This is a genomic window from Saccharomonospora sp. NB11, assembly GCF_015910535.1.
Classification (GTDB): Bacteria; Actinomycetota; Actinomycetes; order Mycobacteriales; family Pseudonocardiaceae; genus Saccharomonospora.
Map to the genome: position 1 here is coordinate 31,330 of NZ_JACBJG010000012.1, position 25,989 is coordinate 57,318.

29 protein-coding genes and 1 tRNA gene are annotated in these 25,989 nt (G+C 69.8%); 14 read left to right on the forward strand and 16 right to left on the reverse strand.

Going from position 1 to position 25,989, the window contains the following annotated elements:
- Nucleotides 1–19: 19 nt before the first annotated feature.
- Together JAV51_RS17170 and JAV51_RS17175 are read right to left on the reverse strand one after the other, a co-directional pair.
- Nucleotides 20–736, reverse strand: a complete 717-nt coding sequence (locus tag JAV51_RS17170) for a choice-of-anchor P family protein (RefSeq protein ID WP_197321768.1) — start codon at nt 734–736, stop codon at nt 20–22.
- A 62-nt stretch (nt 737–798) separates the two neighbouring features.
- Nucleotides 799–1,566: a L,D-transpeptidase family protein gene (locus JAV51_RS17175; RefSeq protein ID WP_197321769.1), complete on the reverse strand. Its 768-nt coding sequence runs from the start codon at nt 1,564–1,566 to the stop codon at nt 799–801.
- A gap of 652 nt (nt 1,567–2,218) precedes the next feature.
- Here JAV51_RS17175 and JAV51_RS17180 point away from each other — a divergent pair.
- The 4 genes from JAV51_RS17180 to JAV51_RS17195 all read left to right on the forward strand — a co-directional run bounded on the left by JAV51_RS17180 (nt 2,219) and on the right by JAV51_RS17195 (nt 4,984).
- Nucleotides 2,219–2,650, forward strand: coding sequence for a DUF6319 family protein (locus JAV51_RS17180; RefSeq protein ID WP_197321770.1), 432 nt, complete (start codon nt 2,219–2,221; stop codon nt 2,648–2,650).
- A gap of 96 nt (nt 2,651–2,746) precedes the next feature.
- The gene (locus JAV51_RS17185) at nt 2,747–3,469 is read left to right on the forward strand and encodes a VIT family protein (protein WP_197321771.1); all 723 of its coding nucleotides are present in this window, start codon (nt 2,747–2,749) and stop codon (nt 3,467–3,469) included.
- A gap of 47 nt (nt 3,470–3,516) precedes the next feature.
- The gene (locus JAV51_RS17190) at nt 3,517–4,032 is read left to right on the forward strand and encodes a phage holin family protein (protein WP_197321772.1); all 516 of its coding nucleotides are present in this window, start codon (nt 3,517–3,519) and stop codon (nt 4,030–4,032) included.
- Between the two features lie 19 nt (nt 4,033–4,051).
- Entirely contained in the window at nt 4,052–4,984 is a 933-nt protein-coding gene (locus JAV51_RS17195) for an alpha/beta fold hydrolase (protein WP_197321773.1), read from the forward strand.
- 13 nt (nt 4,985–4,997) lie between these two features.
- Here JAV51_RS17195 and JAV51_RS17200 read toward each other — a convergent pair whose 3' ends face one another.
- The 4 genes from JAV51_RS17200 to nth are packed head-to-tail and all read right to left on the reverse strand — an operon-like array spanning nt 4,998 to nt 8,180.
- Nucleotides 4,998–6,182, reverse strand: coding sequence for a MarP family serine protease (locus tag JAV51_RS17200; RefSeq protein ID WP_197321774.1), 1,185 nt, complete (start codon nt 6,180–6,182; stop codon nt 4,998–5,000).
- Complete coding sequence (locus JAV51_RS17205) at nt 6,179–6,892, reverse strand: CoA pyrophosphatase (protein ID WP_197321775.1); 714 nt, start codon at nt 6,890–6,892, stop codon at nt 6,179–6,181. Before JAV51_RS17205 ends, JAV51_RS17200 begins: the two co-directional genes overlap by 4 nt.
- Entirely contained in the window at nt 6,889–7,500 is a 612-nt protein-coding gene (locus tag JAV51_RS17210; RefSeq protein WP_197321776.1) for a TlpA disulfide reductase family protein, read from the reverse strand. Before JAV51_RS17210 ends, JAV51_RS17205 begins: the two co-directional genes overlap by 4 nt.
- The gene (gene nth / locus JAV51_RS17215) at nt 7,497–8,180 is read right to left on the reverse strand and encodes an endonuclease III (protein WP_231642512.1); all 684 of its coding nucleotides are present in this window, start codon (nt 8,178–8,180) and stop codon (nt 7,497–7,499) included. The genes JAV51_RS17210 and nth overlap by 4 nt, the downstream gene beginning before the upstream one ends.
- Nucleotides 8,181–8,378: 198 nt before the next feature.
- Here nth and JAV51_RS17220 point away from each other — a divergent pair, with 198 nt between their 5' ends.
- The 3 genes from JAV51_RS17220 (at nt 8,379) to JAV51_RS17230 (ending at nt 11,303) form a co-directional block, all read left to right on the forward strand.
- Nucleotides 8,379–8,630 (forward strand): hypothetical protein, encoded by a 252-nt coding sequence (locus JAV51_RS17220; protein WP_005441763.1) that lies wholly within the window; start codon nt 8,379–8,381, stop codon nt 8,628–8,630.
- A gap of 217 nt (nt 8,631–8,847) precedes the next feature.
- The gene (locus tag JAV51_RS17225; RefSeq protein WP_005441764.1) at nt 8,848–9,522 is read left to right on the forward strand and encodes a Crp/Fnr family transcriptional regulator; all 675 of its coding nucleotides are present in this window, start codon (nt 8,848–8,850) and stop codon (nt 9,520–9,522) included.
- 533 nt (nt 9,523–10,055) lie between these two features.
- Entirely contained in the window at nt 10,056–11,303 is a 1,248-nt protein-coding gene (locus JAV51_RS17230; RefSeq protein WP_197321778.1) for an MFS transporter, read from the forward strand.
- On the opposite strand, the gene JAV51_RS17235 is transcribed toward JAV51_RS17230, so the two are convergent.
- From JAV51_RS17235 to JAV51_RS17260, 6 genes are all read right to left on the reverse strand, one after another.
- Complete coding sequence (locus tag JAV51_RS17235) at nt 11,304–12,083, reverse strand: MBL fold metallo-hydrolase (RefSeq protein ID WP_197321779.1); 780 nt, start codon at nt 12,081–12,083, stop codon at nt 11,304–11,306. It lies immediately after the preceding gene.
- Nucleotides 12,080–12,841, reverse strand: coding sequence for an NUDIX hydrolase (locus JAV51_RS17240; RefSeq protein WP_231642513.1), 762 nt, complete (start codon nt 12,839–12,841; stop codon nt 12,080–12,082). Before JAV51_RS17240 ends, JAV51_RS17235 begins: the two co-directional genes overlap by 4 nt.
- A 109-nt stretch (nt 12,842–12,950) precedes the next feature.
- The gene (locus tag JAV51_RS17245) at nt 12,951–14,276 is read right to left on the reverse strand and encodes a hypothetical protein (protein ID WP_197321781.1); all 1,326 of its coding nucleotides are present in this window, start codon (nt 14,274–14,276) and stop codon (nt 12,951–12,953) included.
- Nucleotides 14,277–14,311: 35 nt separating this feature from the next.
- Nucleotides 14,312–14,944, reverse strand: a complete 633-nt coding sequence (locus tag JAV51_RS17250; protein WP_197321782.1) for a hypothetical protein — start codon at nt 14,942–14,944, stop codon at nt 14,312–14,314.
- On the reverse strand, nt 14,944–15,399 hold the full coding sequence (locus tag JAV51_RS17255; RefSeq protein WP_197321783.1) for a RidA family protein: 456 nt from the start codon (nt 15,397–15,399) through the stop codon (nt 14,944–14,946). Before JAV51_RS17255 ends, JAV51_RS17250 begins: the two co-directional genes overlap by 1 nt.
- 12 nt (nt 15,400–15,411) lie before the next feature.
- Nucleotides 15,412–15,573, reverse strand: a complete 162-nt coding sequence (locus JAV51_RS17260) for a DUF4177 domain-containing protein (RefSeq protein ID WP_006238837.1) — start codon at nt 15,571–15,573, stop codon at nt 15,412–15,414.
- Nucleotides 15,574–15,606: 33 nt separating this feature from the next.
- On the opposite strand from JAV51_RS17260, the gene JAV51_RS17265 reads away from it, so the two are divergent.
- Genes JAV51_RS17265 through JAV51_RS17275 form a run of 3 tightly spaced genes read left to right on the forward strand, consistent with a single transcriptional unit; the run spans nt 15,607 to nt 18,046 of the window.
- Complete coding sequence (locus tag JAV51_RS17265) at nt 15,607–15,855, forward strand: hypothetical protein (RefSeq protein WP_197321784.1); 249 nt, start codon at nt 15,607–15,609, stop codon at nt 15,853–15,855.
- Between the two features lie 35 nt (nt 15,856–15,890).
- Nucleotides 15,891–16,895, forward strand: a complete 1,005-nt coding sequence (locus JAV51_RS17270; RefSeq protein ID WP_197321785.1) for an ArsA-related P-loop ATPase — start codon at nt 15,891–15,893, stop codon at nt 16,893–16,895.
- Complete coding sequence (locus JAV51_RS17275; protein ID WP_197321786.1) at nt 16,892–18,046, forward strand: ArsA family ATPase; 1,155 nt, start codon at nt 16,892–16,894, stop codon at nt 18,044–18,046. The genes JAV51_RS17270 and JAV51_RS17275 overlap by 4 nt, the downstream gene beginning before the upstream one ends.
- 15 nt (nt 18,047–18,061) lie before the next feature.
- On the opposite strand, the gene JAV51_RS17280 is transcribed toward JAV51_RS17275, so the two are convergent.
- Complete coding sequence (locus tag JAV51_RS17280) at nt 18,062–18,358, reverse strand: WhiB family transcriptional regulator (RefSeq protein WP_197321787.1); 297 nt, start codon at nt 18,356–18,358, stop codon at nt 18,062–18,064.
- A 254-nt stretch (nt 18,359–18,612) separates the two neighbouring features.
- Between JAV51_RS17280 and JAV51_RS17285 the strand changes: the two genes are divergently transcribed.
- The 3 genes from JAV51_RS17285 to JAV51_RS17295 all read left to right on the forward strand — a co-directional run bounded on the left by JAV51_RS17285 (nt 18,613) and on the right by JAV51_RS17295 (nt 22,012).
- The gene (locus tag JAV51_RS17285; RefSeq protein ID WP_197321788.1) at nt 18,613–20,772 is read left to right on the forward strand and encodes a transglycosylase domain-containing protein; all 2,160 of its coding nucleotides are present in this window, start codon (nt 18,613–18,615) and stop codon (nt 20,770–20,772) included.
- A gap of 184 nt (nt 20,773–20,956) precedes the next feature.
- On the forward strand, nt 20,957–21,898 hold the full coding sequence (locus JAV51_RS17290; protein ID WP_197321789.1) for a metallophosphoesterase: 942 nt from the start codon (nt 20,957–20,959) through the stop codon (nt 21,896–21,898).
- 40 nt (nt 21,899–21,938) lie between these two features.
- A tRNA-Pro gene (locus tag JAV51_RS17295) sits at nt 21,939–22,012 on the forward strand.
- 70 nt (nt 22,013–22,082) lie between these two features.
- On the opposite strand, the gene JAV51_RS17300 is transcribed toward JAV51_RS17295, so the two are convergent.
- The gene (locus JAV51_RS17300) at nt 22,083–22,826 is read right to left on the reverse strand and encodes a methyltransferase domain-containing protein (RefSeq protein ID WP_197321790.1); all 744 of its coding nucleotides are present in this window, start codon (nt 22,824–22,826) and stop codon (nt 22,083–22,085) included.
- A gap of 35 nt (nt 22,827–22,861) precedes the next feature.
- On the opposite strand from JAV51_RS17300, the gene JAV51_RS17305 reads away from it, so the two are divergent.
- Entirely contained in the window at nt 22,862–24,703 is a 1,842-nt protein-coding gene (locus JAV51_RS17305) for a prolyl oligopeptidase family serine peptidase (RefSeq protein ID WP_197321791.1), read from the forward strand.
- 53 nt (nt 24,704–24,756) lie between these two features.
- Here JAV51_RS17305 and JAV51_RS17310 read toward each other — a convergent pair whose 3' ends face one another.
- Nucleotides 24,757–25,233 (reverse strand): Dps family protein, encoded by a 477-nt coding sequence (locus JAV51_RS17310; RefSeq protein WP_197321792.1) that lies wholly within the window; start codon nt 25,231–25,233, stop codon nt 24,757–24,759.
- 36 nt (nt 25,234–25,269) lie between these two features.
- A complete protein-coding gene (locus JAV51_RS17315; protein WP_197321793.1) occupies nt 25,270–25,869 on the reverse strand; it encodes an NADPH-dependent FMN reductase in 600 nt (199 codons plus the stop codon).
- Between the last annotated feature and the right edge of the window lie 120 nt (nt 25,870–25,989).

Consider the following 25,989-nt stretch of genomic DNA (forward strand, 5'->3'; position numbering starts at 1 on the left):
CCCTTTTCTCTGGTGGTGCTCAGCCGGTCACGTCGAGGTGGCCGGGCTGGGGCACCGGCACCGGAGCCTTGCCCTCGTCGTCGGGCTTCGTCCCGTCGTCACCGGGCGTGTTGGGCTCCTCCGGAGCGTCGGGCTCCTCCGGCGTCGTCTCGGGCCGCTCACCGCAGGTGGCGGTGGAGAGGTCCACGGTCTGCGTGCCGTCGAGGAGGTCCACCGACAGCGCGCTCACGGTCAGCGTGCCGTCGCCGTTCTCGGTCTGCTTGTTGAGCGTGATGCGCGCGAGGCCCTGCAGCGGCGCGGGGATCAGCTCGGTGTTCGGCTGGAGCTGGTTGATCTCGACGTTCGTGCCGCCGATCTTCAGCCCGGCCACGGAGGTGGCACCGCTCAGGTCGTCGCACTCGGCCGTCACGAGACCGACCTCGATGGTCGGCACGCCGGGCAGACCCAGCTTCACGTCCGTCGTGCTGGCCTTGGCGTAGCCGTCCTCGACCGCCGAGTTGAACACACCGGCGTGGAGGATGCGGTCCGCGCCCTGCGGCAGGTCGGTGTGGACCAGGTGGTCCTTGCCCTCACCCACGACGTGCGGCACCTTCGTGATGTTGACCAGGCCGTTCGCCGACAGGGCGTAGGCCGAGTCCTCGCCCTGCGCGACGGCGGCGGGAGCGAAGGCGATGCCACCCGCGACCACCGCGGACAGGACACCGGCACCGAGAGCGGCTGTTCTCTTGTTCGACAAGGCAATGCCTTTCTTCAGTCGATGCGACTTGCGTGATTACTGGGGTGAAGCCCGCTCGCCGGTCAGACGATGTTGACGATCGTGCCGAGCGGGAGCTTGGTGAGCGCGTCCAAGGCCTCCTGCGTGACCCGGATGCACCCGTCACTGTTGGCCTTGCCGACGAAGCTGTCGTCCGGCCAGGTGTGAATGCCGACCGTGCCGGGGCCACCGCCGTAGGTCTCGTGCGAGTCCGAGTGGTAGCTGAGCGGCAGGACGATCGGGCTGTAGTCGTTCACCGTCTCCTCGATGGAGGCGATGATGTAGGCACGCCCGGTCGGGGTCGGTGAGTCCGAGCTCCCGATTCCGACCGTCCATTCCCCGATCTGTTGTCCCTTCTCGAGGATCTCCAGGGTGAACGCGTCGAGGTCGACGTTGACCACGAAGTCGTTCTGGGCCGACTCGACCGCGTCACCGGACGTGTCGATCCACCCACTGGCCCCGTTGGGCCTGGTGGGCAGGAGGATCTGCGCCCAGTCCCCCTCCCGCTTGATCACGGGAACCCAGGTCGGCGAGGAGATCTGTTGCACGGGAAGCCGCGCGATCGCCTTGCCGTCCACGGCGTCGTGCACCACGAGTTCGCGGGTCGGGTGAAGAACCTCCCCGTCGGTCGCGGCCTGAGGGTCGGGATCGGCGGGCGCGTTCGGGAGCTTGCCGTGAGTGGTGGCCTCCGGGAGGTTGGCCACCGACTGCTCCTGCTGCTGTCCGCCTGCGGCTTCCGCCGTGTCCTCGGCGTCCGATCCACATGCGGCGGGCAACAGCGCCAGCGTCGCGGCAGCGACGACGGCCACCATCCTGCGCGAGGACCGTCTACGGCCGGCCGGACCTGCCGACCGACCTCGGGAAGTAGCGTTGCTTTCCATTTATCGCAGCCCCTGGAGGAATAGATCAACTGGGCGAGTGGTCGTAATTCAAGCAAAGACCGAAACCGCCCCGAAACCCAGGCCGCACGGGCTCCCGAAACAGCAGTTCCGCGATCACGAAAGGGCCGAAATCCTGCCGAAACGGCATTCGACTGTCCACAGTGGCATAACCACGGCAGGCCCCCCGAGACCCCACTGAGGCACCACGTTCGGTAATTGATCTTCGTCGATCGCTACGGAGAGTCGAACTATCGGCGAGTAAAGGGCCTTCCGGCCCCCTGGCAGCCACTCGACAAATGGACACACCTCGGCGCCATGTTTCGTTGCGCAATCATTTTTCTGCGCGTTTCATCCTTTCGTGTGCACAGCTGTAACGCGCCACTCCCCTCAACGGGACGCCACTGCTTTTCCGAAAGGTCTCAACTCGGTCACGGACGCAACCTGAGTGCATATTCGCTACTGCTTTTCACTCGCGCTCGACGGGCAACCCCACCGGGGGACGAGTCGAACGAACGTTCTATCCTGGTCGCCCGCAAGTTCCTCTCGTAGGACAACCTCATCTTTCGAGGAGACGACACTGACGATGACCGTTGACGCTGCTTCCGCGACCCAGGCGCCAGAGGACTCCGCCGTGAGCTCCGAGGGTGAGCAGGGAACCGTCTCGGCAGAGCGAGAGCAGCAGGAACAGCCCGCCCCGGCCCCGGCGGAGCCCGCCAAGCGCAAGCCCAAGAGCACGGCCCGCAAGACGAGGACCGTCGTCCTCACGCTCACCGTCACCGGCACCGCCGACGGGGAGTGGCAGGCCGAGCTGAAGCACGGCAGCACGTGGGTCGCCAGGGGGCTGGGCATCCCCGCCTCGGCTGTGTCCCGTGCGGCGAAGGAGCTCCACGAGGAGCTGTCCGCGCCGATCGACGAAGTGATCAACCAGGCGCGGGAACAGCAGCAGGCCAAGGTCGCCCAGCTCGAGGCCGAGCTGCAGCAGGCCAGGCAGGCGCTCGCCGAGCTGGAGAGCTGATCATCGAAACGGGGGCGTGGCCACCGTGCGGGACGAGCACGGCGGCCACGCCCCCGTCGCGTTGCCCGACCTGCGCTCCTGCGTTGTGATGAGGCGGTGTCCGAGACCTCGAAGCACGCACACGCGCACGAGCCGCACTCGCGTGACGTGGGCGGCAAACTAAACTGGCTCCGCGCCGGAGTGCTCGGCGCGAACGACGGCATCGTCTCCACCGCGGGCCTCGTCGTCGGAGTCGCCGGTGCCACCACCGATCACCGGGCGATCCTGTTCGCCGGGCTGGCGGGTGTGGTGGCCGGGGCGCTCTCGATGGCCGGAGGCGAGTACGTCTCGGTGTCGACCCAGCGAGACACCGAGCGAGCCCTGTTGTCGCTCGAACAGCAGGAACTGCGCACGATGCCCGAGGAAGAGGAACAGGAGCTGGCGCTGCTCTACGAGCAGAAGGGCCTGTCACCCCGACTCGCCGCCGACGTCGCCCGGGAACTGACCGAGGCGGACGCACTGCGCGCCCACGCCGACGCCGAGCTCGGTATCGACCCCGATCGCCTCACCAGCCCGTGGCAGGCCGCGGGGGCGTCCTTCGTCGCCTTCACCGCGGGTGCGCTGCTGCCGTTGCTCGCCATCCTGTTGTTCCCGCCGCCGGCCCGCGTCCCAGCCACGGCCGCCTCCGTCGTCGTCGCGTTGGCCATCACCGGTTGGCTGAGCGCACGGCTCGGCCAGGCCTCGCCGGTGCGTGCCGCCGCCCGCAACGTCGGGGTCGGAGCACTGACGATGCTCGTGACCTACGCGGTGGGCTTCGTGACGAGTACCGCCCTCGGGTAACCGTGGCGGCGCGCCTCGTCGCGCCCCGGGATTGATCACGTGGCACGATGAGGCGCGTGAGCAGCCCCAAGAACCTTTCGGGCGACGGCGCGGGTAGCGGCCCGGCGGTGCCCTACCTCCCGCTGTCGTCCGACGACGCAACAGCACAGCAGGACGCCTCCCTCGGCACTCTGGTGAAGGACGCGGCCACGCACGTGTCCACGCTGGTCAGAGCCGAGGTCGAGCTGATCAAGTCCGAGACCGCCCGCGAGGCGAAGAAGGCCTTCAAGGGCAGCCTGTTCTTCATCGTCGCCGGTGTCGTCGCGCTGTACAGCTCCTTCTTCTTCTTTTTCTTCCTCGGCGAGCTCATCGCGGAGTGGCTGCCGCGCTGGGCGGCGTTCGGCATCGTCTTCCTACTGATGCTGCTGACGGCCGGTCTCGCGGCCTTCGCCGGTTGGCGCAAGTGGAAGCGGGTGCGCGCACCGCAGCGCTCGATCGAGAGCCTCAAGGACACGGCGGACGTGCTGCGGCATCGGCGGGGGTCCACCGCAGAGGACACCGCGGGCTCCGTGGCGACGCGCTGACCTGCCGGGTCCTCGAACCGTGTCCGCTCCCGATCCCTCGACCGTGCGCCACCCCGGACCGTGGACGCATCGCGACGTCTCCGCCAACGGCATCCGGCTGCACGTCGCGGAGCTGGGTTCCGGACCGGCCGTGCTCCTGTTGCACGGGTTCGGTGAGTTCTGGTGGGCATGGCACCACCAGCTACGGGCGCTCGCGGACGCGGGCTACCGGGTCGTCGCGGTGGACCTGCGTGGCTACGGCGACTCCGACAAACCGCCACGCGGCTACGACGGGTGGACACTGGCCGGTGACGTCGCCGGTCTGGTCCGCGCGCTCGGGGAACGCCGCGCCCACCTCGTGGGGCATGCCTGGGGCGGCCTGCTCGCGTGGTCGGTCGCAGCGTTGCATCCGCGTGTGGTCGCGTCGGTCGGGGTGATCGGCGGGGCTCATCCGCTCGCCCTGCGGGCGGCCATCCGACGCACGTGGTGGCGACGGCACGGCCAGGCGAGGGCCATGAGCCACCTCCTGCGGTTCCAGGTGCCGATGGCGCCCGAACGCAGACTGATGGCCGACGGCTCCGCCGAGGTCGAACGGCTGCTGCGGACGTGGTCGGGCGGCTCCTGGCCCGCGAACCCGGAGTTCCCCGAGGTGGCCCGGAAGTTCCGGCACGCCATGCAAGTGCCCGGTGTCGCCCACAGCGCCCTGGAGTACTACCGGTGGGCCTTCCGCTCCCAGTTCCGGGGCGACGGCCGTCGGTTCGCCGACGCCGTGTCCGACCGCGTCACCATGCCGGTGCTGCAACTCCACGGCGACAGCGACCCGTGCGTCCTGCCCGACACCGCTCACGACTCCGCTCCGTGGCGCGGCCCGCACTCCCATCTGGAGTGGTTGCGCGGGGTCGGCCACTTCCCGCACCTGGAAGCTCCCGACCGGACCACCAAGCTCCTCACCGAGTTCCTGCAGAGCACCTGATCACGGCACCTGATCAGCCGGAACACTGGCCGGTCGACACCTCGAAGTCGAACGCGCGCGCACGTTCGATCTCGTCGCGCACCTCGTCGAGGGTGAGCACGAACCCGGTGTCCGGGTCCTCCACCGCGGCCCCGAACACGACGCCGACGACTCGGCCGTCGGGATCGATCAGCGGCCCGCCGGAGTTGCCGCTGCGTACCTCGCCGCGCACCGTGTAGACGTCCCGCTGGACGGTCGTGGAGTCGTAGATGTCCGGTCCGCGCAGGGTGATCCGCTCGCGGATACGTGTCGGTGTCGCGGTGTAGGGACCGTCCAAGGGATAGCCGAGCGCGATGGTGTCGTCCCCTGCCGTGGCGGGTTCGGTCGCCAGGGGAAGCGGCGCGGCCGACAGCCCGGGCACGGCGAGCACGGCGAGGTCGGTGCGGGGGTCGTAATGCACCACCTCGGCGTCCAACGTTCCCTGGTTCGTCTCCACGGAGACGCGGTTCGTGCCCGCGACGACGTGGGCGTTGGTCATCACCCGTTCGTCGTCGACGACGAATCCGGTGCCTTCGAGCGACCGCGAACAGCTCTGTGCGGTACCTCTCACTTTCAACACACTCGGTCGCAGCCCCTGGACGACGGCGCTGTTCTGCAGTTCCGGGTCGGGGGGTTCGATCTCCCGCACCGGCGCTTCCTGGAAGGGCGCCAGGATGGCGGGGAATCCCGACTCGTCGAGCAGTTGCCGCAGCTCGCCGGGCAGCCCCTGGGCGGCCTCGGGCATCACGTGGTTGACCCCACCGAGCACCGAGGACTCGTTGATCGCCTTGGTCAGGCCGGGCAACGCGGCGACGCTCGTCAACGGCAACGCGATGAGCCACGCCACCACGAAGACCACGGCGCCCTGCACCACCGCGCCGAGTGCGTTGTCGACGCCGGACAGCTTCGGCGAGGAGATCCGACGTTTGAGCTTGTGCCCGAAGTAGACGCCGATGGTCTCTCCGAGCGCGACGAGGAAGACCACCGTGCCGACGGCGAAGGCAACCCGGGCCGCGGGGTGATCGAACGCCTCGATGACGAGCGGGGCGAGCCGGATGCCGAGCACCGCACCCACGATGACGCCGGCGAAGGCGGGGAGGGCGACGACGAAACCCTGGCGTGCTCCCGACACCGCCGCGAGCAGTGCCACCAGGATCACGAGTACGTCGACCCAGTTCACCGTCTCTCCTCTGTCCGGTCCGGCCGGGCCGCCGCGCGTCCCTCGTGTTCGGCCAACGCTACGTCAAGATCGCGCACGTCGTCGCGATCCCACTCCGTGGCCCAACCGCCCAGCTCCAGCAACACCGACAGCAGCCCGCCCGTGAAACCCCAGACGAACAGGCCACGCACCGAGAATGCCGGACCGCGCCATCCCGCGCCCGCCTTCGTGACCTGGAACCGGTTGGCGGGATCGACGAGCTCGGAAACCGGCACGCGCGCCACGGCCGCCGTCTCGGCGGGGTCGACGGGACGGACTGGCGAGGGCCGATGCCAGTGGGCGAGCACCGGGGTGACCGCGAAGCGGGACACGGGTACGTACAGCTCGGGGAAGACGGCGAGGGGCGACACACCCGCAGGCACGACCCCGGTCTCCTCCTCCGCCTCCCGAAGCGCGGTGGCGACCGGGTCCTCGCCGTCGTCGGCGCCGCCGCCGGGGAACGCGACCTGGCCTGCGTGCGAACCGAGCGTGTCGGCCCGCCGCAGGAGCAGCACGTCCGGCCCGGACTCGGGAGTCTCGCCGAACAACATCAGAACGGACGCCCGGCGCGCGTCGTCGTACGGCGGGGCCGTCACGCGCGTGAACACCGTCGAGTCGGCCGACTCGCTCGCCTTGACCAACGGCCGAAGGAACTCCGGCACCTGCCCGGCCGGGACCAGCGGTCCGGTCATCGCGCACCCTCCCCCATGTCGACGGCGTCGACGATCTCGTCGACCGAGGTGAACAGCCGCGGAGTCGTCACCAGACGGGCTTTCCCGTCCGCGACCACGTAGGAGGCGGGCAGCCCGGTGGGCACGCGGAGTGCCTCACGCACCGGCCCCCGTGCCCCCTCGCCGTCGTGGAGGGTGGGCAGTCGCACGCCGAGTTCGGTCAGCAACCCGAGCCCGTCCTCGGGTGAACTCTGCACTTGCACGGTCACGACGCGGGCGGCGTCGGGGCGACGCGCGTACTCGGCGAGAAGCGGCAATTCCTCCCGGCACGGCTCGCACCACGTCGCCCACACGTTGACCAGCGTGGGCCCCTCGCCCAACGCGTCGGCGAGCGTGACGCCGGAGCCGTCACCGAGACACAGCGTCTCCACGTCCGCCAACGCCGAGTCCTCCGCTTCCCGCTCGCCGTCACCGGGAACGCACGCCTCCAACGCGGCGCGCTCCCGGGCGGGGCCGAGCTCGGCGGTTCCCGAGTCCGGGGGCACGCTCTGCGACCGCGGCAACAGCGCGACGATCAACGCGAGAGCGAGAGCTCCCACCGCCAGCGCCCACTTCGTCGCAGTGGTCAAGAGCCCGTCACCAGCCCGAGGATGTGGTCGCGCTCGACTCCCTTCACGAGTTTCGCCGCGACGTCGAACTCGGTGGGCCCCAGACCGTAGGACGGACAGTCCTTCGCCAGCGGACACGCGCCGCACGCGGGCTTGCGGGCATGACAGACCCGGCGCCCGTGGAAGATCACCCGGTGCGACAGCACGGTCCAGTCCTTGCGCGGGAAGAGCGAACCGACCTCGTGCTCGACCTTCACCGGGTCCTCACTGTCGGTCCAGGCCCAGCGCCGCACCAGACGCCCGAAGTGGGTGTCGACCGTGATCCCCGGCACGTCGAACGCCTCGCCAAGCACCACGTTGGCCGTCTTGCGACCCACTCCCGGGAGCTTCACCAGCTCCTCCAGCGTGCCCGGGACCTCGCCGTCGTGGCGGTCGACCAGGGCGGCGCCCAACCCCATCAGCGAAGTCGCCTTGTTGCGGAAGAACCCGGTGGGCCGGATCAGTTCCTCCAGCTCGGCGCGGTCGGCACCCGCGTAGTCGGCGGCCGTGCGGTACCGCGCGAAGAGCGCGGGCGTGACGGCGTTGACGCGCTCGTCCGTGCACTGCGCGGACAGGATGACGGCCACCAGCAGTTCCAGCGGCGTCGTGAAGTCGAGTTCACAGTGAGCGTTTGGGTAGGCGGCATCGAGGCAACGCTTCATACGCCGTGCACGTCTCACCAACGACAACCGGCTCTGCTCAGCGACTGCGCGCCCCTTTCGGGGGGCGTGACCGACGGTTGACGACACCCCGCTAGCCTACGTGCGCCGTCGGGTCAGGAAGCCACCTCCTTCGCTGACGTCGGGTCACCATCGGCGACTCGGCGACCGAGCCCGGATAAACGAGGGATCAGGAGTGATATGACCGTCTGGTTCGTGATCGCGGTGCCGGTCGTGGTGATGCTCTTCGCACTCGGGATGGAGCGGGTCGAGCACCGACTGCGTCACGTGTCCGTGCGCGGGGAGGACGTCGAGGAGTTCCTGGAGCAGGCCCGGCCCGACGAGGTCAGGGCGCTCTACGGCCACGGGATCGGCCGCGCGCTGGAGTTGTTCCGGCTGCGCAGGCTCGCCGGAAAGGCAGCCAAGGGGAAGCAGCGTAGCCTCCGGAGTTAGGCTGTTCGGTCGGACGAGATGCTCCGCCACGCCGTACAACAGCGAGTATGCAGGCGAACGCGGTCGGTTCACCTCGGGCGTACTCGCAGGTAGCCAATTGCCGTTCGACGACCCGAGCGCGGAGCGATCTCGGGGGCACGCCCTACACTGCATGTAGTGATCGGCGGCACCGTCTTCGCGCCTGAAGACGGCTGCCGCTACCCAAAGGAGGCACGAGGTGGACGAGACCCTGGCCCGCGCGGGCATCTTCCAGGGTGTGGAACCGGCTGCGGCCGAGGCGCTCGCGCAGACTCTGGAGACAGTGGAATTTCCCCGAGGCCACGTGATCTTCAACGAGGGTGAGCCGGGGGACAAGCTCTACATCATCAAGTCCGGCAAGGTGAAGATCGGCCGCAAGTCGGCCGACGGCCGCGAGAACCTGTTCCAGATCATGGGTCCCTCGGACATGTTCGGCGAGCTGTCGATCTTCGACCCGGGCCCGCGCACGTCGACCGCGACCACGGTGACCGAGGTGAGCGCGGTCACGATGGACCGCCCGGCACTGCGGCAGTGGATTTCCACGCGCCCGGAGATCGCCGAGCAGCTTCTCCGTGTCGTCGCTCGCAGGCTGCGCCGCACCAACAACATGGTGGCGGAGCTGATCTTCACCGACGTCCCCGGACGTGTGGCCAGGGCTCTGCTGCAGCTCGCCCAGCGCTTCGGCAGCCAGGAGGCCGGGCTGCTGCGCGTCACGCACGACCTCACCCAGGAGGAGATCGCCCAGTACGTGGGTGCGTCGCGCGAGACCGTCAACAAGGCGCTCGCCGACTTCGCCCACCGCGGTTGGCTCCGACTGGAAGGCAAGAGCGTGCTCATCCTCGACCCGGAGCGACTGGCTCGACGGGCTCGCTGACCTGCACACCGCCGCGCACCTGTCGCGCACAGAGTCGTGCTGCGAGGGCGTGGCGGAGCATCTCCCACCACGAAGTCTGAAATGGAACAAGGGGCCGGGCGCCACCCCCGACGTGGCACTGTTCCGGCCCCTTGTCCGTCATGCGCGGGCCATCCCCCGACAGACCGCGCTCCCCGCCCTCCGGTTGTAGGCCCCGACCCGAAACCCGGAGGGAGTCTGTAGTTGTGAACACCCACCGCGCCGAGCGCCGGTGAACGTTCTTCGCGACAACCTCGCAAGGTCGCTGTCTTCAATGTTCCGACCACGGGGGTTGTCTCGCTAGGGTCCCATGGCCCCACCCCGTGGGTTCAAGGTCTTTCACCCTCAAAGACGCCTGGGGGCAGAAGATGATGCCGCACCCCCGGACACCGTTATCGTTCCGATATCTACTTACCCCACAGAGGTGCATTCAACACCTCTTCCGCGTCGATCCTCTCAAGATTTTCGGAACCCGGAGTGGCACTGCCGTACCACTCTGCTTCATACTGGTACGCGTGTCCCACTCTGCTGAGTCCGGCCGCACGACCTTCGCCGACTACCGCGTCGCCTTGACCACGCCGGCGGCCCGCCGCCCGCTCGTCGCCTCGCTCCTGGCCCGCCTCCCGATCGCGATGATCGGCATCTCGGAACTGCTGTACGTCCAGCACGAGACCGGCACCTACGCCGTGGCGGGTCTCGTGTCGGCGAGCACCCTCCTCGGCGTCGCCGTGGGCTCGGTGGCGCAGGGCAGGCTCATCGACCGACTCGGCCCCACCCGCCCTCTGGTGGTCGTGACGACACTGTTCGCCCTCTCGATCGCCGCCCTCGTCACGGCGATCGAGACCGAGGCCGACACGGTGGTGCTGGTGACGCTCGCCTTCGGCATCGGGATCTTCGAGCCCGCGTGCGGGTCGGCTTCCCGTGCCCTGTGGGGACGGCTGCTGTCACCCGGCCCCGCGCTCACCGCCGCGTACTCCTACGAAGCCATCAGCATGGAGGTCTTCTTCATCCTCGGCCCCGGCCTCGCGGGTGCGCTGGTGACGGCACCGTGGCCCGGCACCGGCATGGTGCTCGGCGCCGCCTGCATGATCACCGGTGCCGTGCTGTTCGCGCTCAGCCCCGCCGTCCGCGCGTGGCCCCCGAACCCACGCCGGGGTGGTGCCACGCTGTTGGGCGCGTTCGCCAGCCCCGGCATGCGCACGCTCGCGCTGGCCGCTCTCGGGTTCGGCATGGTCATCGGTTTCGTCGAGGTCGCCGTGCCCGCGGCCGCCACCGCTGCGGGCAACACCGCCGTGGGCGGTGTCCTGCTGTCGGTGTGGTCGATCAGCTCGGTCGCCTTCGGCGTGCTGTTCAGTCTTCGGCCGTGGCCGAGGCCGCTCGGGCTCCGACTGCCCGTCCTGCTCGGACTGTTCGCGGCGACCGTCGCACTCCTGGCGTGGCCGTCCACCCTGTGGGGGCTGGGCGTGGCGATGCTCGCGGCGGGCGCGCTCATCACGCCGCAGTCGACGACTCACTCGATGACCATCGAGCTGGTCGCGCCGAAGGACACGGCCGCCGAGGCGTTCGGGTGGGTGCTCACGTCCATCACCCTGGGCCTCGCCGCCGGACAGTCGGTCAGCGGCTACCTCGTGGAACAGAGCGGCCCGCCACTCGCGTTCCTCGTGGCCGGAGCCTGCGCCGCCGTGATCGCCGGACTCGTGTGGCTGCGCAGGAACACGGTGCGCCCCACTTCGACGGAGGTCGGACAGCCGACGAGGACGTGATCACCCGCGCGTGCGCAGGTACTCCAACTGCGCCCGCACACTCTCCTCCGCGGGAGCCCACAGGGCACGGTCGACGTCGGCGTACACCAGCTCGACCACCTGCCGGGCCGTGGCGTCCTCACCCAGGGCCCGCAGCGCCTGTCGAACCTGGTCGAGCCGCTGCTGGCGGTGGCGCAGGTACTCGCCCGCGGTGTGGGCGAGGTCGGCCAGCTCGGGGCCGTGCCCGGGAAGTCCCAGCACACCCTCGGGCAGCTCCCGCAGCGTCCGCAGCGAGTCGAGGTAGGCGCCGAGGTCGGTGAGCACGGTGGTGCCGCGACCGAGCACCGTGTCGCCGGTCAGCACGTGGGTCCGCTCACCGTGGTCGACCCGCAGCACCACGGAGTCGTCGGTGTGGCCCGGCGTGTGGGCGACCTCCAACGTCAAGCCCGCCGCCCGCACGACCTCACCGTGTTCGAGCGGCCCGGCCCCGCGACACAACCGCGGGTCGAACGCCCGCACCGGTGCGCCGAGTCGTTCCGCGACCACGTCGGCGGCCTCGGTGTGGTCGGGATGCCAGTGCGTCAGCAGCACCAACTCGACATTCTCCAGCTCCGCCAGCGCGGCCACGTGGTCGTCGAGTGCGTGCCCCGGGTCGACCAGCACCCGACCGGACGCTCCCGGTGCCTGGAGGATCCAAGTGTTGGTGCCGTCGAGCGTCATCGTCGACGGGTTGTTCTGGAGCAGCACCGTCGCCAGCGGGGAGACCGGGCGGAGCACGCCGTACGCGGGATGCGTGGTCACAGTTCCACCACCACACGCTCGCCGTCGCGCACCAGCCTCGGCATGATGCGCCGGATCGTCCGCTCGCAGGCGAGCACCTCCGCCGCCGACCCGAAGCGTCCGACCTCCTCCAGCGTGTGCCACGTGGGCGGCATCAGAGCGGCACGACCCGCCTCGGCGTCGGCGATGGCGTCGGCGGGCCGTTGCCAGCGCGTCGACTCCGCCTCGGACGTCGCGCCGTCGGCCACCTGTCCCTCCGGCAGTGCCGCCACGAAGAACCGCGCGTCGTATCGCCGGGGTTCCTGCTCGGGCGTCACCCAGTTCGCCCACGGCCGCAGCAGGTCGGCACGCACCACCAGCCCCGCGTCGGCGAGGAACTCGGCCAACGACAGCTCCCCCGACGTCAACGCCGCCCGCGCGTCGGCGTACGCGCTCGTGTCGGCCACGACCTCCGACGGCGTCCCGGCCAGCAGCACGCCGGATTCCTCGAACGCCTCCCGAACGACGGCGCACACCAACGCGCGCGCCAGCGATTCCGAGCACGCGAACCGACGCGCCCACTCCGCGGGCGGAGGACCGACCCAGCCCACGGACGCGTCGGCGTCACGCTCGTCGACCCCACCGCCGGGAAACACCGTCATGCCGGAGGCGAAGGCCATGGTCCTGACCCGCCGCTGCAGGAACACCTCGACGCCGGCGCCGTCCACGGCGTCCCGCACCAACACCACCGTGGCCGAGTCCTTCGCGGGCACCGGCTCCGGCGGTGTCTTCCTCGACATCGGCGGCACGACACGGGCGGGGACCGAGAAGGAACTCTCGGTCGCCCCGCCATTCGGAGAGTGAGTCACGGCCGCACGATAACCGCCGATCACCCGCCGGACCACCCTCTCAGGGGCGTTCGGCTCCGTTGTTGGTGCGTGCCGCCTCGGCCCGTTCCCGCTCCGCGAGCTCGGCGTGCAGCTCCCTCAGCAACTGGCGATCGCGGTCGGAGAGCTGCGGGTCGTCCAGATTCAGCTCCGGGAGCTCGACCATGCTGGAGGCCAGACCGGCGATCTCGCGACCCCGCTCGGAGTCCTCGGCGATCGCGGCACGCAGTTGCGCGACCTCCTCCGGGCTCATCTCGGTGGTCTCGGCGACCCGGTTTTCCAGCTCCGCCAGCTCGTCGGCGGAGAAGGACGGCTTCTCCTTCTCCCGCCGCGACGGCTCGGGGGTGGGCTCGGCCTCGGGCGCAGCGGTCTGGACGGCCTCGGCCGTCTCCACCACCGCCGATTCCGGACGCTCGGCCGTCTCCACCGCCGCCGCCTCGACGGACGGCGTCGCGCCCGCGTCGACGGTGTCGCCGGCGGCAACCGGATGCTCCACCTCGAACGTCGCGATCGAACGCGAACCGCCCTCCCGCGCCTGCGGGATCGCGACCGGGGTCGACTCCGACTCGGCCAGGACGTGCTGTCCCGACTGCTGCGGCTCGGCTGCCGGCGGTTCCGCGATCGCGTGGGCCGGGGTCCGCGGCCCCTCGGCCCGCGCCGCACCCGAGGCCGACTTGCGGGACGACCTCGGCCGCGACTTCGAGTTGCTGCCCTCCGCACCGGCCTGGCCGGAGGCCAGCCACACCGGCGCGGCCGAGGCCAACGCGGCCTCGTGGTACTCGGTGCGCTCGGCGCTCGGGCCCGTGACCTCCACGACGGCGCGGATGCCACCACGCCGCAGCGCGTCGTCCACCCGGAACGCGACGGCCGGAGGGTGCGCCTCCGGACCGATCTCGATCAGCACCACCCGCTGGGGCAGCGGCCCCGGCACGCTGCCCGCGGGCGTGTTCCGCCACACGGCGTGCACCGACCGCACGTCGGGCAGCACCTGCAGAGTGCGGTCGAGCGCCTCGGCGATCCCGGCGTCCGGGTCGTTGTCCCGGCTGAACCGGTGGGTGAAGCCCGGAACCGAGTCGCCGACGGTGAGCTGGTCCGCCAGCGCCGCGTCCGAACGACTCATCTCCAGCACGAGTGCGAGTTCGCGTTGCTCGCTCGGCCGCACCATGATCCGTCCGGCGATCAGCGCCCCGACGGCGAGTTCAGCCGCGTCGTCGAGATGAGACCGGGCAACCAGTTCCCGCGCCTCGGACAACGCACTGTCGTCGAGCCGACCGGCCAACGCCAGCAGGACGTTGTGCAGCCGCAGCGGAACGGCGAAGCCATCCTTGGGCAGACCTTCGTCCACCATCCCCCAACTCCCTCCAGCCCGCTGCGATGCGAGCGCTATGCGGGTACAAGCCTGTGATGACCGGCGTCCACGGCGCCGACGCACACGAACCGGGAATTCGCGAGCGCCGCCTCGTGGTAGGCGGGCAACTCGACCTGCGTCGGCAGGACCTCGACGCTGGGCGCTTCGTCACCCAGCACGCGAAGGACGCGTTGGAGCTCCCCGGTGAGACGCGGCAACCCGGCCACGGCCGTCACGAGGAGGACTCGCTTGGCCTCGTCCTCGCCGGCTCCTGGCTCGTGTCGCCAACTCTCCCGGACCTCACCCACATCCGGACGTCCCCGCAACGTTGCGTGAACCACCACGGACACCGAATCGACGGTGTTCACCCAATCGGGTGCTCCCGTGGTGAATGTGTACCGGTTCTCGATCAAGGCGTCCACCCCCAGGGTGGAACTCACCTCGTGCCAGTCCGCGCCGTGCGGGATGAGACCGGCGACCAACAGGCGATACTCCGATTGGTCCAGATCGATCCTGTGCTTCAGCAAAGTCTTCGGGAGCGTCCTGGCCAGCGTGCCCATGGCACCCTCGCCCAGCCAGTCGCGGAAACGCCAGAGCAACCGGTCCGGAAGCCGACCCGCCAACCGCAGCAGCAGCTCGTGGCAAGAGTTCTCGATGTCCGGGTCCATCACTCGACCTCCACGATGAGCTCGACCTCGACCGGGGCTCCCAGCGGCAGCTCGGCGACCCCGACGGCTGCCCTCGCGTGGGCGCCCGCCTCACCGAACACCTCACCGAGCAGTTCCGAGGCACCGTTGATCACCGCGGGCTGACCTCCGAAGCCCTCGCTCGACGCCACGTAGCCCACGACCTTCACCACGCGGACCACCGAGTCGATGCCCACGAGGGCGTGGACGGCAGCCAGGCCGTTCAACGCGGCCGTGCGCGCGTACTGCTTGGCCTCCTCCGGGCTGACCTCCGCCCCGACCTTGCCGGTGGCCGCCAGCTCGCCCCGGACGAACGGCAACTGGCCCGACGTGTAGACGTGCGAGCCCGTCTTCACCGCGGGGACGTAGGCCGCGACCGGAGCCGCGACGTCGGGCAGTTCGATACCGAGCTCCGCGAGCCTCGCGCTCCACTGCATCGTCTCGACCCCTCAGTTCTTCGGGCGCTTGAGGTAGGCGACATGCTGCTCACCGCTGGGGTTCGGCAGCACCGTGACCAGCTCCCAGCCGTCCTCGCCCCACTGGTCGAGGATCTGCTTGGTGGCGTGGATCAACAGGGGCACCGTGGCGTACTCCCACTTCGTGGCACTCATGGTCGAACACCCTAGCCACTACGGTTTGATCCCGTGGAAGGATGGCGCATCCTCGCGACGGTGCTGCTCGGCGTCCCCGGAGTGATCGGCGTGCTGCTCGCCATGGCGAAAGCACGGGAGAAGACCGGCCGCGGCTCGACCGTCGCCGTCACCGGTCTGGTGGGACTCACGGCGCTCGCGGTCACGGCCGTACTCACCCTCACGACTCTCCCCGGTCCCGTGACCTGGGTGCTGGCGGGCACGGTGGCCGTCATCGTGAGCGTCCTCGCACTCGCGAGCTGACCGGTCGCCCCCGGTTTCCGGATACGCTTCGGACTGTGACTCCCCTGCCAGGCTGGACCGACGAACTCGCTCGGACCCGACTGCACTTCGTCACCGGAAAAGGCGGAACCGGCAAGACGACCCTCGCGGCCTCGCTCGGCCTCGCGCTCGCGAGGGGCGGCCGTCGTGTCCTGCTGGTCGAGGTCGAGGGCAGGCAGGGCTTCGCCCAGGTCTTCGACACCGAACCGCTGCCGTACGCCGAGCAGCGGCTGGCGTCCGCACCGGGCGGGGGCGAACTGCGCGCCCTGCACATCGACGTCGAGGCGGCGCTGCTCGAGTACTTCGAGATGTTCTACAACCTCGGCTTCGCGGGTCGGACGCTGCGCAGGATGGGGGCCATCGAGTTCGCCACGACGCTCGCTCCCGGGCTCCGGGACGTCCTGCTCACGGGCAAGATCAAGGAGTGCGTCGGGCGCACCGACTCCGACGGCAGGCACGTCTACGACGCCGTCGTCGTCGACGCCCCGCCGACCGGCCGGGTGGTGAAGTTCCTCGACGTCACCAGGGCACTCACCGACGTCGCCAAGACCGGGCCGATCCGGGGACAGGCCGAGGGTGTGGTCCGCCTGCTGCACTCGGGCGAGACGGCCGTCCACCTCGTCACCCTGCTGGAGGAGATGCCGGTGCGGGAGACCCTCGACGCGGTGGCCGAACTGGACGGGGCGGACCTTCGCCCCGGTGCCGTGCTCGTGAACCGGGTCCGCCCACCACGATTGCCCGCCCCGTCGCTGACTCCGGCGGCCGACGGCGAGGTGGACACCGACGGCGTCAGGGCCGGACTCCGCGCGGCCGGACTCGACCTGCCCGACTCCACGGTCGAGGCCCTCGTCACCGAGACCGTCGAACACGCCATCGGCATCGCCGCGGAAGCGCGCTCGTCGGAGCAGCTCACGGAAGCGGACCTGCCCACTCTGCGCCTTCCCGACCTGCGTGGTGGAGTGGACGTCGCGGGACTGTACGAACTCGCCGACGCTCTGGTGGACCAGGGAGTACGTCTGTGACCGACCAGCTCGACATCGACAGGTTGCTCGACGACCCCGAGACCCGGGTGGTCGTGTGCTGCGGCTCGGGTGGCGTCGGCAAGACCACCACCGCGGCGGCGTTGGCGCTTCGGGCCGCCGAACGCGGTCGCCAGACCGTGGTCCTGACCATCGACCCGGCTCGCAGACTCGCCCAGGCACTCGGGCTGCGCGAACTCGGCAACCAGCCGAGGAAGGTCTCCGTCGCCGGGTTCGAACCCAAGGGCGAACTCTGGGCCATGATGCTCGACATGCGACGCACCTTCGACGACATGGTGCGCCGTCACGCGGGCCCGGAACGTGCCGAGGCGCTGCTCGGCAACCCCTTCTACCAGACGATCTCCACGTCGTTCTCCGGCACGCAGGAGTACATGGCGATGGAGAAGCTCGGCCAGCTCGCGGCGACGGAGGAGTGGGACCTCATCGTCGTGGACACCCCGCCGAGCCGGTCGGCGCTGGACTTCCTCGACGCGCCCAACCGGCTCTCGGCCGCGCTGGACGGCCGCATGATCCGGTTGCTGACCACACCGGCGCGCGCGGGCAGTTGGGGCCTGCGCAAGGTCGTCAGTGCCGGCTTCTCCATGTTCGCCAAGGCCGTGTCGACCATCCTCGGTGGACAACTACTGGCCGACGCATCGGCGTTCATGCAGGCCTTCGACTCCACCTTCGGCGGGTTCCGCGAACGCGCCGCCAAGACCGCCGAACTGCTGCGATCCCAGGGCACGGCATTCGTCGTCGTCGCGGCCCCGGAACCCGACGCGCTGCGCGAGGCCAGCTACTTCGTCGAACGGCTGTCGACGGAGTCGATGCCGCTGGCCGGGCTGGTCGCCAACCGGACCCATCCCGTGCTGGCCGACCTGTCGGCGATCGATGCCCTCGCTGCCGCGGAAGCCCTGGAACGCCGGACGAGCGGCGCGGGCGGAGCCGACGGCGACGCGGAAGCCTCGCTCGCCGCCGCCGTGCTCCGACTGCACGCCGACCGTGTCGAGATGTCCCGACGCGAGGAGCGCCTGCTGGCGCGCTTCACGAAGGCACATCCCGACGTCGCCGTCACCACGGTTCCCGCGCTGCCCAGCGACGTGCACGACCTCCCCGGTCTTCGCGACGTCGGCAATCGGTTGGCGGGCGCATGACCGCGTGGCCGACGGTCAGGAGACGCGCTGCGCGGGTTCGTACTCCCGCTTGGCCGATTCGAGCAGGTCGCGCCAACTGACGACCTCCGGCCTACGGCGGAGCAGCGCACGACGCTCGCGCTCGGTCATGCCTCCCCACACGCCGAAATCGATGCGGTTGTCCAATGCCTCGGCAAGGCATTCCGTACGGACCGGACAACCCATGCAGACCAGCTTCGCCCGATTCTGTTCGGCTCCCCGCACGAACAGGCCGTCGGGATCGGTGTCCCTGCAGAACGCATGAACACGCCAGTCCGAGAAGTCGTACCTCATACCCCCAGCTCCTACCCTGTTACGACCGGCAGGTAGGCGACGGAGCGTGCGACCGCGTCCCCCACGAGCAGGTCTTTCGTACTCACGTCCCTCCGACGAAGCCTCCCCAGGCATCGTTCCCGTGAGTTTGTTGACGGACTGTAGGGGCTACCGGTTCCCTCCGCCAAGCCCCCATGGTCATTTGTTATCAGACGGCCTCTCACGCAAGGGATCTGGTCACCGTGATCACACCTGGGTGTGCGTACCCTTAGTGCGTGAGTATCCGGAGCGGTCTGTTCAAGCTGCTGGGTCTGTGCCTGCTCGCCGGTGTCCTTGTCGCGGGGCTTCTGTTCCCCGTCGTGGGGGCCGCCGGAGTGATCTCCAATCAGGCCAGCGAGACGGTTGATTCGATGTCGTCCGAGCTTGCCGACGAACCGCCACCCCTGGTCACGACCTTGACCGACCGGGACGGCGAACCGTTCGCGACCCTGTACAAGCAGTACCGAATTCCCACGACGTCGGACCAGATCTCCGAAGCCATGAAATGGGCTCTCGTGTCGGTCGAGGACCGCCGTTTCTACGACCATCACGGCGTCGACTGGAAAGGGACACTTCGGGCCGCGATCAGCAACTCGTCGGGCGGCGACACACAAGGCGCGTCGACACTGACGCAGCAGTACGTGAAAAACTATTTGATCAATGTCACCTACCGGGGTGACGAACTCGGGCAGCAAAAGGCGCAGGAAGCTTCGATCGCCCGGAAGTTGAAAGAGGCGCGGGTCGCCATTCAGCTCGAGACGAAGATGACGAAGGACGAGATCCTCACCGGATACCTCAACGTCGTCGAGTTCTCCCGCCAGATCTACGGCGTCGGCGCGGCGGCCAAGGCGTACTTCGGCACCACGGCCGACAAGCTCAACGTGCCCCAGTCGGCACTGCTCGCCGCCATGGTGAACAACCCGGCCGTGCTCGACCCGTGGAACAACCCGGAGAAGGCGAAGGAACGCCGCAACTTCGTGCTCGACAAGATGGTCGAGAACCGCAAGCTGGCCGAGAAGGACGCGGAGCGGTTCAAGGAAGCACCCCTCGGCGTGCTGCCCGGCGGCCCCGAGAAGCCCGCCTCCACGTGCGTCAGCGCCAAGCCGGAGTTCGGCTTCTTCTGCCAGTACGTCGAGGACCACCTCGTCGAGGACCTCGGCATGGACAAGGACGACCTCTACACGGGCGGCTACGTCATCCGGACCACCATGGACCGCGAGGCGACGCTGAAGGCGAAGGAAGCCGCCGAGGCCGAGGTCCGCAAGAACGAGCCGAACGTCGCCAACACGCTGTCGCTGGTCAAGCCGGGCAAGGACCGGCACGAGGTGGTGGCGCTCGTGGCCAACAAGGACTACGGCACCGACGCCGACCTCGGTCAGACCTCCTTCGGCCTGCCCTACGAGGTCATCAACGTGACGGGTGCGGGCTCCAGCTTCAAGATCTTCACCGCGGCGGCGGCGATGGAGCACAAGAAGGTCGGGATCTACGACACCGTGCCGGTGCCGAACTTCCACGTCTCCCCCGTCTTCAACTGGGGTGGCGAGCACTGCCCCACCAGGCCGTCGGGCATCCGCACGTACTGCGTGCAGAACGCCAGCGACGGCGCCGACACCTCGATGTCGCTGCAGGACGCGCTGGCGAAGTCGCCCAACACCACGTTCGTCATCCTGGAGGAACGGACCGGGATGGGGCCGGTCGTGGAGATGGCCGAGCGACTCGGGCTGCGCAAGACGATGTCGTCGAGCCCCGCGAACGGTGGGACTCCCGACCCGGACCACGAGCGCCCGGAGTACAGCATGACGCAGAAGGAGTTCTACGGGCCGAACGAGCTGGCCCCGCAGGGACGCGGCATGTTCACGCTCGGGGCGAGCCCGGTCAGTGGTCTGGAGATGGCCAACGTCGCCGCGACGATCATGAGCGGTGGGGTGTGGTGCTCCCCCACGCCCGTGCTGGAGGTCAATGACCGGGCGGGCAAGGCCTTCCCGGTGAAGGAGCCGGAGTGCGAGCAGGTGATCCCGGAAGGGCTGGCGAACACGCTCGCGGTCGGCATGAGCAAGGACACCGAACCGGGCGGCACCGCAGCAGCGGCCGCGGCCTCCGTGGGCTGGAACCGGCCGATGATCGGTAAGACGGGGACGACGCAGTTCCAGGGTTCGGCCGCATTCGTCGGAGCGACCCCGCAGCTCGCGGGGGCGGCGATGGTCTTCCGCCCCGACGTCCCGTACGGCGGCCTGACCTACGGTGGTCCGGGCAATGTCCGCGCCACCACGGACGGGAACATGTTCGGCGGCAAGACGCCCGCACACACCTGGTTCCGGGCCATGAAGCCGATCCTGGAAGGCGAGCCCGTGCAACAACTGCCGAAACCCGACCCGGAGTACGCGAAGGTCGGGTGAACGTCGCGGGCGCCCGGCTCCACTCCCGGTGGGTCCGGGCGCCCGAACCCGCCTGATTGTTCACCCGATCAGGTATTTTCCGCCGTGCACCGTGGTACGGAGGCGTCGACAACCCTTATGGGGCACAGCGAACAGTCGGTGACCGCGCGTACGCTCGGTGACACACGTCACCTCAAGGATGATGATGAAACGCCTCGTGACGGGGACGGCGGCGCTCGCCGCTGCGACCCTCGGTTACGCCATCGGCATCGAACGCCGACACTGGACGCTGCGCACCGCGGAGCTGCCCGTGCTCGCCCCGGGTGCCCGCCCCATCCGGGTCCTGCACGTGTCCGACCTGCACATGCTGCCCGGACAGAAGTCCAAGCAACGCTGGGTGGCCGAACTCGACCGGCTCGATCCCGACCTCGTCGTCAACACCGGTGACAACCTCGCGCACCCGCAGGCGGTGCCGGCCGTCCTGCGCGCACTCGGCCCGCTGTTGCAGCGGCCCGGCCTGTTCGTGTTCGGCAGCAACGACTACTACGCGCCGAAGCCCAAGAACCCGGCGCGCTACCTGATGCCGAAGGGCAAGAAGAAGCGCATCCACGGCGCCCACCTGCCGTGGCGCGACCTGCGGGCCGCGTTCGTCGAGCACGGCTGGCTCGACCTCACACACGTGCGACGGACCCTCACCGTGGCCGGACAGCGCGTCTTCGCGGCCGGGGTCGACGACCCGCACCTGCACCGCGACCGCTACGCCGACATCACCGGCACGCCCGACCGGAACGCGGTGCTGCGACTCGGTGTCACGCACTCGCCCGAACCGCGGGTGCTGGACCCGTTCGCCGCCGACGGGTACGACCTGGTGCTGGCGGGCCACACCCACGGCGGCCAGCTCCGCGTGCCCGGCGTAGGCGCGTTGGTCACCAACTGTGAGCTCGACCGCTCCCGCGCTCGTGGGGCGTCCCGCTGGGGAGCCGACATGTGGCTGCACGTCTCGGCCGGACTGGGCACCTCGCCGTACGCTCCCGCCCGGTTCGCGTGCCCGCCCGAGGCCAGCCTGCTGACGCTGGTTCCGCGAGGTCAGGCACGGTCGGACGCCGAAAGTGCGGCCCGCCGTCGAGCCGCCAGCAACGTCCGCTAAACTAGGTGACGACCCGCTGGGGGTGACCCCAGGCGAACATCGGGGTGTGGCGCAGCTTGGTAGCGTGCCTCGTTCGGGTCGAGGAGGTCGTGGGTTCAAATCCCGCCACCCCGACGTCGAAGGGCCCCCGTCCGGATCTCCGGGCGGGGGTCCTTTCGTTTTCGGATGCGTCGACGGCGGACGCTCAGCGCACCGCCACCGTCTCCACCCAGCACTGGCTGACCTCGCCCGGGCCGCCACGCACCCACATCCACGCCGATCGTGCCGCGCTCGCGAGCTGAGGGTCCATGTGGTCGCCGGACTCCCGCAGCACCTCGGCCAGCTCGGCCTCGATGGTCCACCCCAGTTGCCGGTAGTCGGCGCCGTGGTGGAAGCGGGCTCGCGATCGGACGTCGGTGAAGCCCGCGCCCCGCACCCAGTCCTCCACATGCCGGCCCGCCGCCGGGTCCCCGCCCTCGCGCCGACGCAGCATGGTCCACCCGCGCAGTGCGGCGTCGACGTTCGCGGTGCGGGGCTTGACCCGCGTCCGGCTCCAGTCCGGGGTCGACAACGCGAGCAGCCCACCCGGCCGCAGCACCCGGGCGCACTCGGCCAGCACCCGCTGGGGCTCCCGCACACGGTCGAGCAGGGCATGGGCGTAGACCACGTCGACGGACTCCGAGCGAAGGGCGAGCGCGGTCGGGCTCGCCACCACGACGTCGGTGGTCGACACCGCGGAGAGCGCGAGTGCCCGCCGAGCCCGGCGCGCCGCGTCGAGATCGACGTCCGCGCCGACGACGTGCAGTGGCTGGGTCGCCGTACGCAGGCTGGTCAGCAGTCGGACGTCCTCGGCACCCCCGGACGGAACGCAGCCGAGCGCGAGCACTCGCATTCCCGGCCGCAACAGCGGCAACACGAATCTCGCGTGACCCGACTGCCCCTCACTCACGCTGTCAACCCTACGGACCTGGCAGGATCACCGGGGTGAGCACACAACATCCGAGCCCCCGTGTTCCCGAGACGTTGTTCGGTGATCCCGAACTGGAAGCCCGCTGGCGGGCGCGGTTCAGCGCGGCCCGGGTGTCGGCCCCGAGCTGGGCACTCGACGCGCCGGACGCGAACCTCTACGTGTCGAACGCGAGCGGCGTGTGGGAGTTGTACGCCTGGGATCGCGCCACCGACACGCACCGCCAGGTCACCGACCGTCCAAACGGGACCATGCACGGCACCCTGTCGGCCGACGGGGCGTGGATCTGGTGGTTCGACGACACCGACGGCGACGAGTTCGGCTCCTGGGTGCGGGAACCATTCGCCGGTGGGGCCGCGCCGGTACCGGCGTTGCCGGACGTCCCGGCCGGGTACCCGGCGGGCCTGGCGCTGGGACACACGTGCTCGGCCGTCGGCGTGTCCACCGACGACGGCACGGCGCTCTACCTGCACCGTGACGGACGGACGGTGAAGTTCTACGCCAGCGAGCACGACGCCGACGTGTCCGCGCTGTCGCGCGACGAACGACTGGTCGCGATCGGACACTCCGAGCACGGCGACTCGCGCCACCCGGCGCTGCGCGTACTGACGACCGACGGCTTCGACGTCGTGGCGGAGAAGTGGGACGGCGAGGGCAAGGGGCTCGGCGCACTGGCGTTCTCCCCGGTGAAGGGTGACTCGCGACTACTCGTGCAGCACGAACGGCACGATCGCGAGGAGCTGCTGATCTGGGACGTCGAGGCGGACACCGAGACCGAGCTCGACATCGACCTGCCCGGCGAGCTCACCGCCGACTGGTACCCCGACGGCCGGGCCCTCCTGGTCGCGCAGTTCGAGCGGGGACGGAGTCGGTTGTACCGCTACGACCTCGACGCCGAACCCGGTGCGTCGGCGTTGACGGCGTTGAACTCCCGACCCGGATACGTGGGCGCCGCGGCGGTCCGGCCGGACGGCGCGGTGGAGTACACCTGGTCCAACGCCGCGGAGCCGCCGCTGGTGCGAGTGCGGGACGTCGACGGCGACGACCGGGTCCTCATCACCCCGCCCGGCGACCGTGCCCCCGGCTCGCGGCCCGTGCGCGACGCGTTCGTGCCCGGCCCCGGTGGTGACGTGCACGCCCTGATCTCGACGCCGGAGGACGACACCACGGCCGGGCCGACGGTGTTCCTGCTGCACGGCGGGCCGCACGCCGCCGACGAGGACCGCTTCTCCGCGTACCGAGCCCTGTGGCTGGACGCGGGCTTCACCGTGGTGGAGGTCAATTACCGCGGGTCGACCGGGTACGGGTCGGAGTGGCGCGACGCGATCGAGGGCAGGCCCGGGCTGACCGAGCTGGAGGACGTCGCGGCCGTGCACGACTGGGCCGTCGACTCGGGACTCGCGGACCCGGCACGGTGCGTGGTGGCGGGCGCCTCGTGGGGTGGTTACCTCACGCTGCTGGCGCTCGGCACGCAGCCGCAGCGGTGGGCGGCCGGGGTCGCCGGAGTTCCGGTGGCGGACTACGTCACGGCCTACGCCGACGAGATGGAGCCGCTGCGGGCGTTCGACCGCGCGCTGTTCGGCGGTGCGCCGTCGGACGTGCCCGAGGTGTACGAGAAGTGCTCACCGCTCACCTACGTCGACGCGGTCCGCGCGCCGGTGCTCGTCCTCGCCGGGGACAACGACCCGCGCTGCCCGATCCGGCAGATCGAGAACTACCTCGACCGGCTCGCCGAACGGGGCGCCGACTACGCGTTCTACCGCTACGACGCCGGGCACGGCTCCCTCGTGGTGGCCGAGACCATGAAGCAGGTGGCCATCGAGGTCGACTTCGCGCGCCGCGCGGTCGGCCTGGCCTGAACGCTCGAAGGGCCACCTCCCGACCCGGGGAGGTGGCCCTTCGGTGCGCGATGTCAGGCCTTCTGCGCCTGCCACATCCAGTGTTGCTTCTCCAGCTCCTGGGTGATCGTGATCAGCAGATCCTGGGTGACGAGGTCACTCTTGTCGGTCTCGTCGATCCGGACCCGCATCCGTTGGATCAGCCGGTCCAGGATCTCGACGATCCGGTCGACCGTCATGTCCGAGCTCTGCCAGTTGTCCGGGTACTCAGGCAGTCCGGAGTTCTCCACCACCGTCTTGGCCTTGCCGTTCGGCGAGACACCGATCGCGTTGGCCCGTTCGGCGACGTCGTCGACGAATTCCCGGACCGCCTCGGTGAGCTCGTCGAGCTGGAGGTGCACGCTGCGGAAGTTCCTACCGACGACATTCCAGTGCGCTTGCTTGGCGATGAGGCTCAGATCGATCAGGTCGACGAGGGCCGACTGCAGGACGCCTGCGGTCAGCTCCTTGTCGCTCTCCTTGAGCGGGCTCTTGATCGGCGAGTGCGCCATCGTGGTGTCCTCCCTGCACTGTCGCTTGACGCAGGGTTACCCGATCGGGGCATCACCGAAACCCGCGGCGAGCTGAGCGGCGGCGAACTCGGCGACCTGGCGGCCGACGAGCCGAAGGTTGCGTTCGATCCGCTCCTCGGACGCTCCGCCGGTCTCGTCGAACTTCACCTCGGCACTGTTCACGGCGGCACCGAACGGAGTCGGCCAGCCCCGCAACGCGTGCGCGATGGTGCGCATCTGGTTCAGCGTGGTGACGGCCGCCTGCCAGCCGTGTGCGACGGCGATGAGCCCCACGGCGCGGCCGTGCAGATAGGGGCGGGTGTCGTCGCGCAGGTCCTCGACGTAGTCGAGCGCGTTCTTGACGAGACCGGAGAGCGCACCGTGGTAACCGGGCGACACGACGATCACGCCGTCGGCCTCGCGGACGGCCTCGACGAGCTCCCTCGCCTCGGCGGTGCGGTCGGGCACCCCGGCGTCGTAGAACGGCAGTTGCAGGGCTTCTCCGGTGAGAGCGGTCGTGGTCGCTCCCCGTTCCTCGGCGCCGGCCAGGGCGATGCGCAACGCTCGCTCGGACTGCGAGCCGTTGCGCAGGGACCCGCCGAGCCCGAGCACCTTGATCGCGCGTGTCGCTGTCACGACTCCGAGGCTAGACGTTCGACTTCGGTAGAGGTCCAGCTCGTGAGAAGGGAACTCCGTCACACCTCGGCCGGGGCTGGTCCAACAATCTACTGCTGAGTAGCCTGAGCGTCGCGTGCG

Excerpts from the sequence above, each read along its gene's own strand:
- JAV51_RS17175 (WP_197321769.1), bottom strand. The coding sequence starts at position 1,566 with ATGGTGGCCGTCGTCGCTGCCGCGACGCTGGCGCTGTTGCCCGCCGCA.
- JAV51_RS17180 (WP_197321770.1), top strand. The coding sequence starts at position 2,219 with ATGACCGTTGACGCTGCTTCCGCGACCCAGGCGCCAGAGGACTCCGCC.
- JAV51_RS17190 (WP_197321772.1), top strand. The coding sequence starts at position 3,517 with ATGAGGCGCGTGAGCAGCCCCAAGAACCTTTCGGGCGACGGCGCGGGT.
- JAV51_RS17205 (WP_197321775.1), bottom strand. The coding sequence starts at position 6,892 with ATGACCGGACCGCTGGTCCCGGCCGGGCAGGTGCCGGAGTTCCTTCGG.
- nth (WP_231642512.1), bottom strand. The coding sequence starts at position 8,180 with ATGAAGCGTTGCCTCGATGCCGCCTACCCAAACGCTCACTGTGAACTC.
- JAV51_RS17220 (WP_005441763.1), top strand. The coding sequence starts at position 8,379 with ATGACCGTCTGGTTCGTGATCGCGGTGCCGGTCGTGGTGATGCTCTTC.
- JAV51_RS17240 (WP_231642513.1), bottom strand. The coding sequence starts at position 12,841 with ATGTCGAGGAAGACACCGCCGGAGCCGGTGCCCGCGAAGGACTCGGCC.
- JAV51_RS17245 (WP_197321781.1), bottom strand. The coding sequence starts at position 14,276 with ATGGTGGACGAAGGTCTGCCCAAGGATGGCTTCGCCGTTCCGCTGCGG.
- JAV51_RS17250 (WP_197321782.1), bottom strand. The coding sequence starts at position 14,944 with ATGGACCCGGACATCGAGAACTCTTGCCACGAGCTGCTGCTGCGGTTG.
- JAV51_RS17255 (WP_197321783.1), bottom strand. The coding sequence starts at position 15,399 with ATGCAGTGGAGCGCGAGGCTCGCGGAGCTCGGTATCGAACTGCCCGAC.
- JAV51_RS17260 (WP_006238837.1), bottom strand. The coding sequence starts at position 15,573 with ATGAGTGCCACGAAGTGGGAGTACGCCACGGTGCCCCTGTTGATCCAC.
- JAV51_RS17280 (WP_197321787.1), bottom strand. The coding sequence starts at position 18,358 with ATGAGGTACGACTTCTCGGACTGGCGTGTTCATGCGTTCTGCAGGGAC.
- JAV51_RS17290 (WP_197321789.1), top strand. The coding sequence starts at position 20,957 with ATGAAACGCCTCGTGACGGGGACGGCGGCGCTCGCCGCTGCGACCCTC.
- JAV51_RS17310 (WP_197321792.1), bottom strand. The coding sequence starts at position 25,233 with ATGGCGCACTCGCCGATCAAGAGCCCGCTCAAGGAGAGCGACAAGGAG.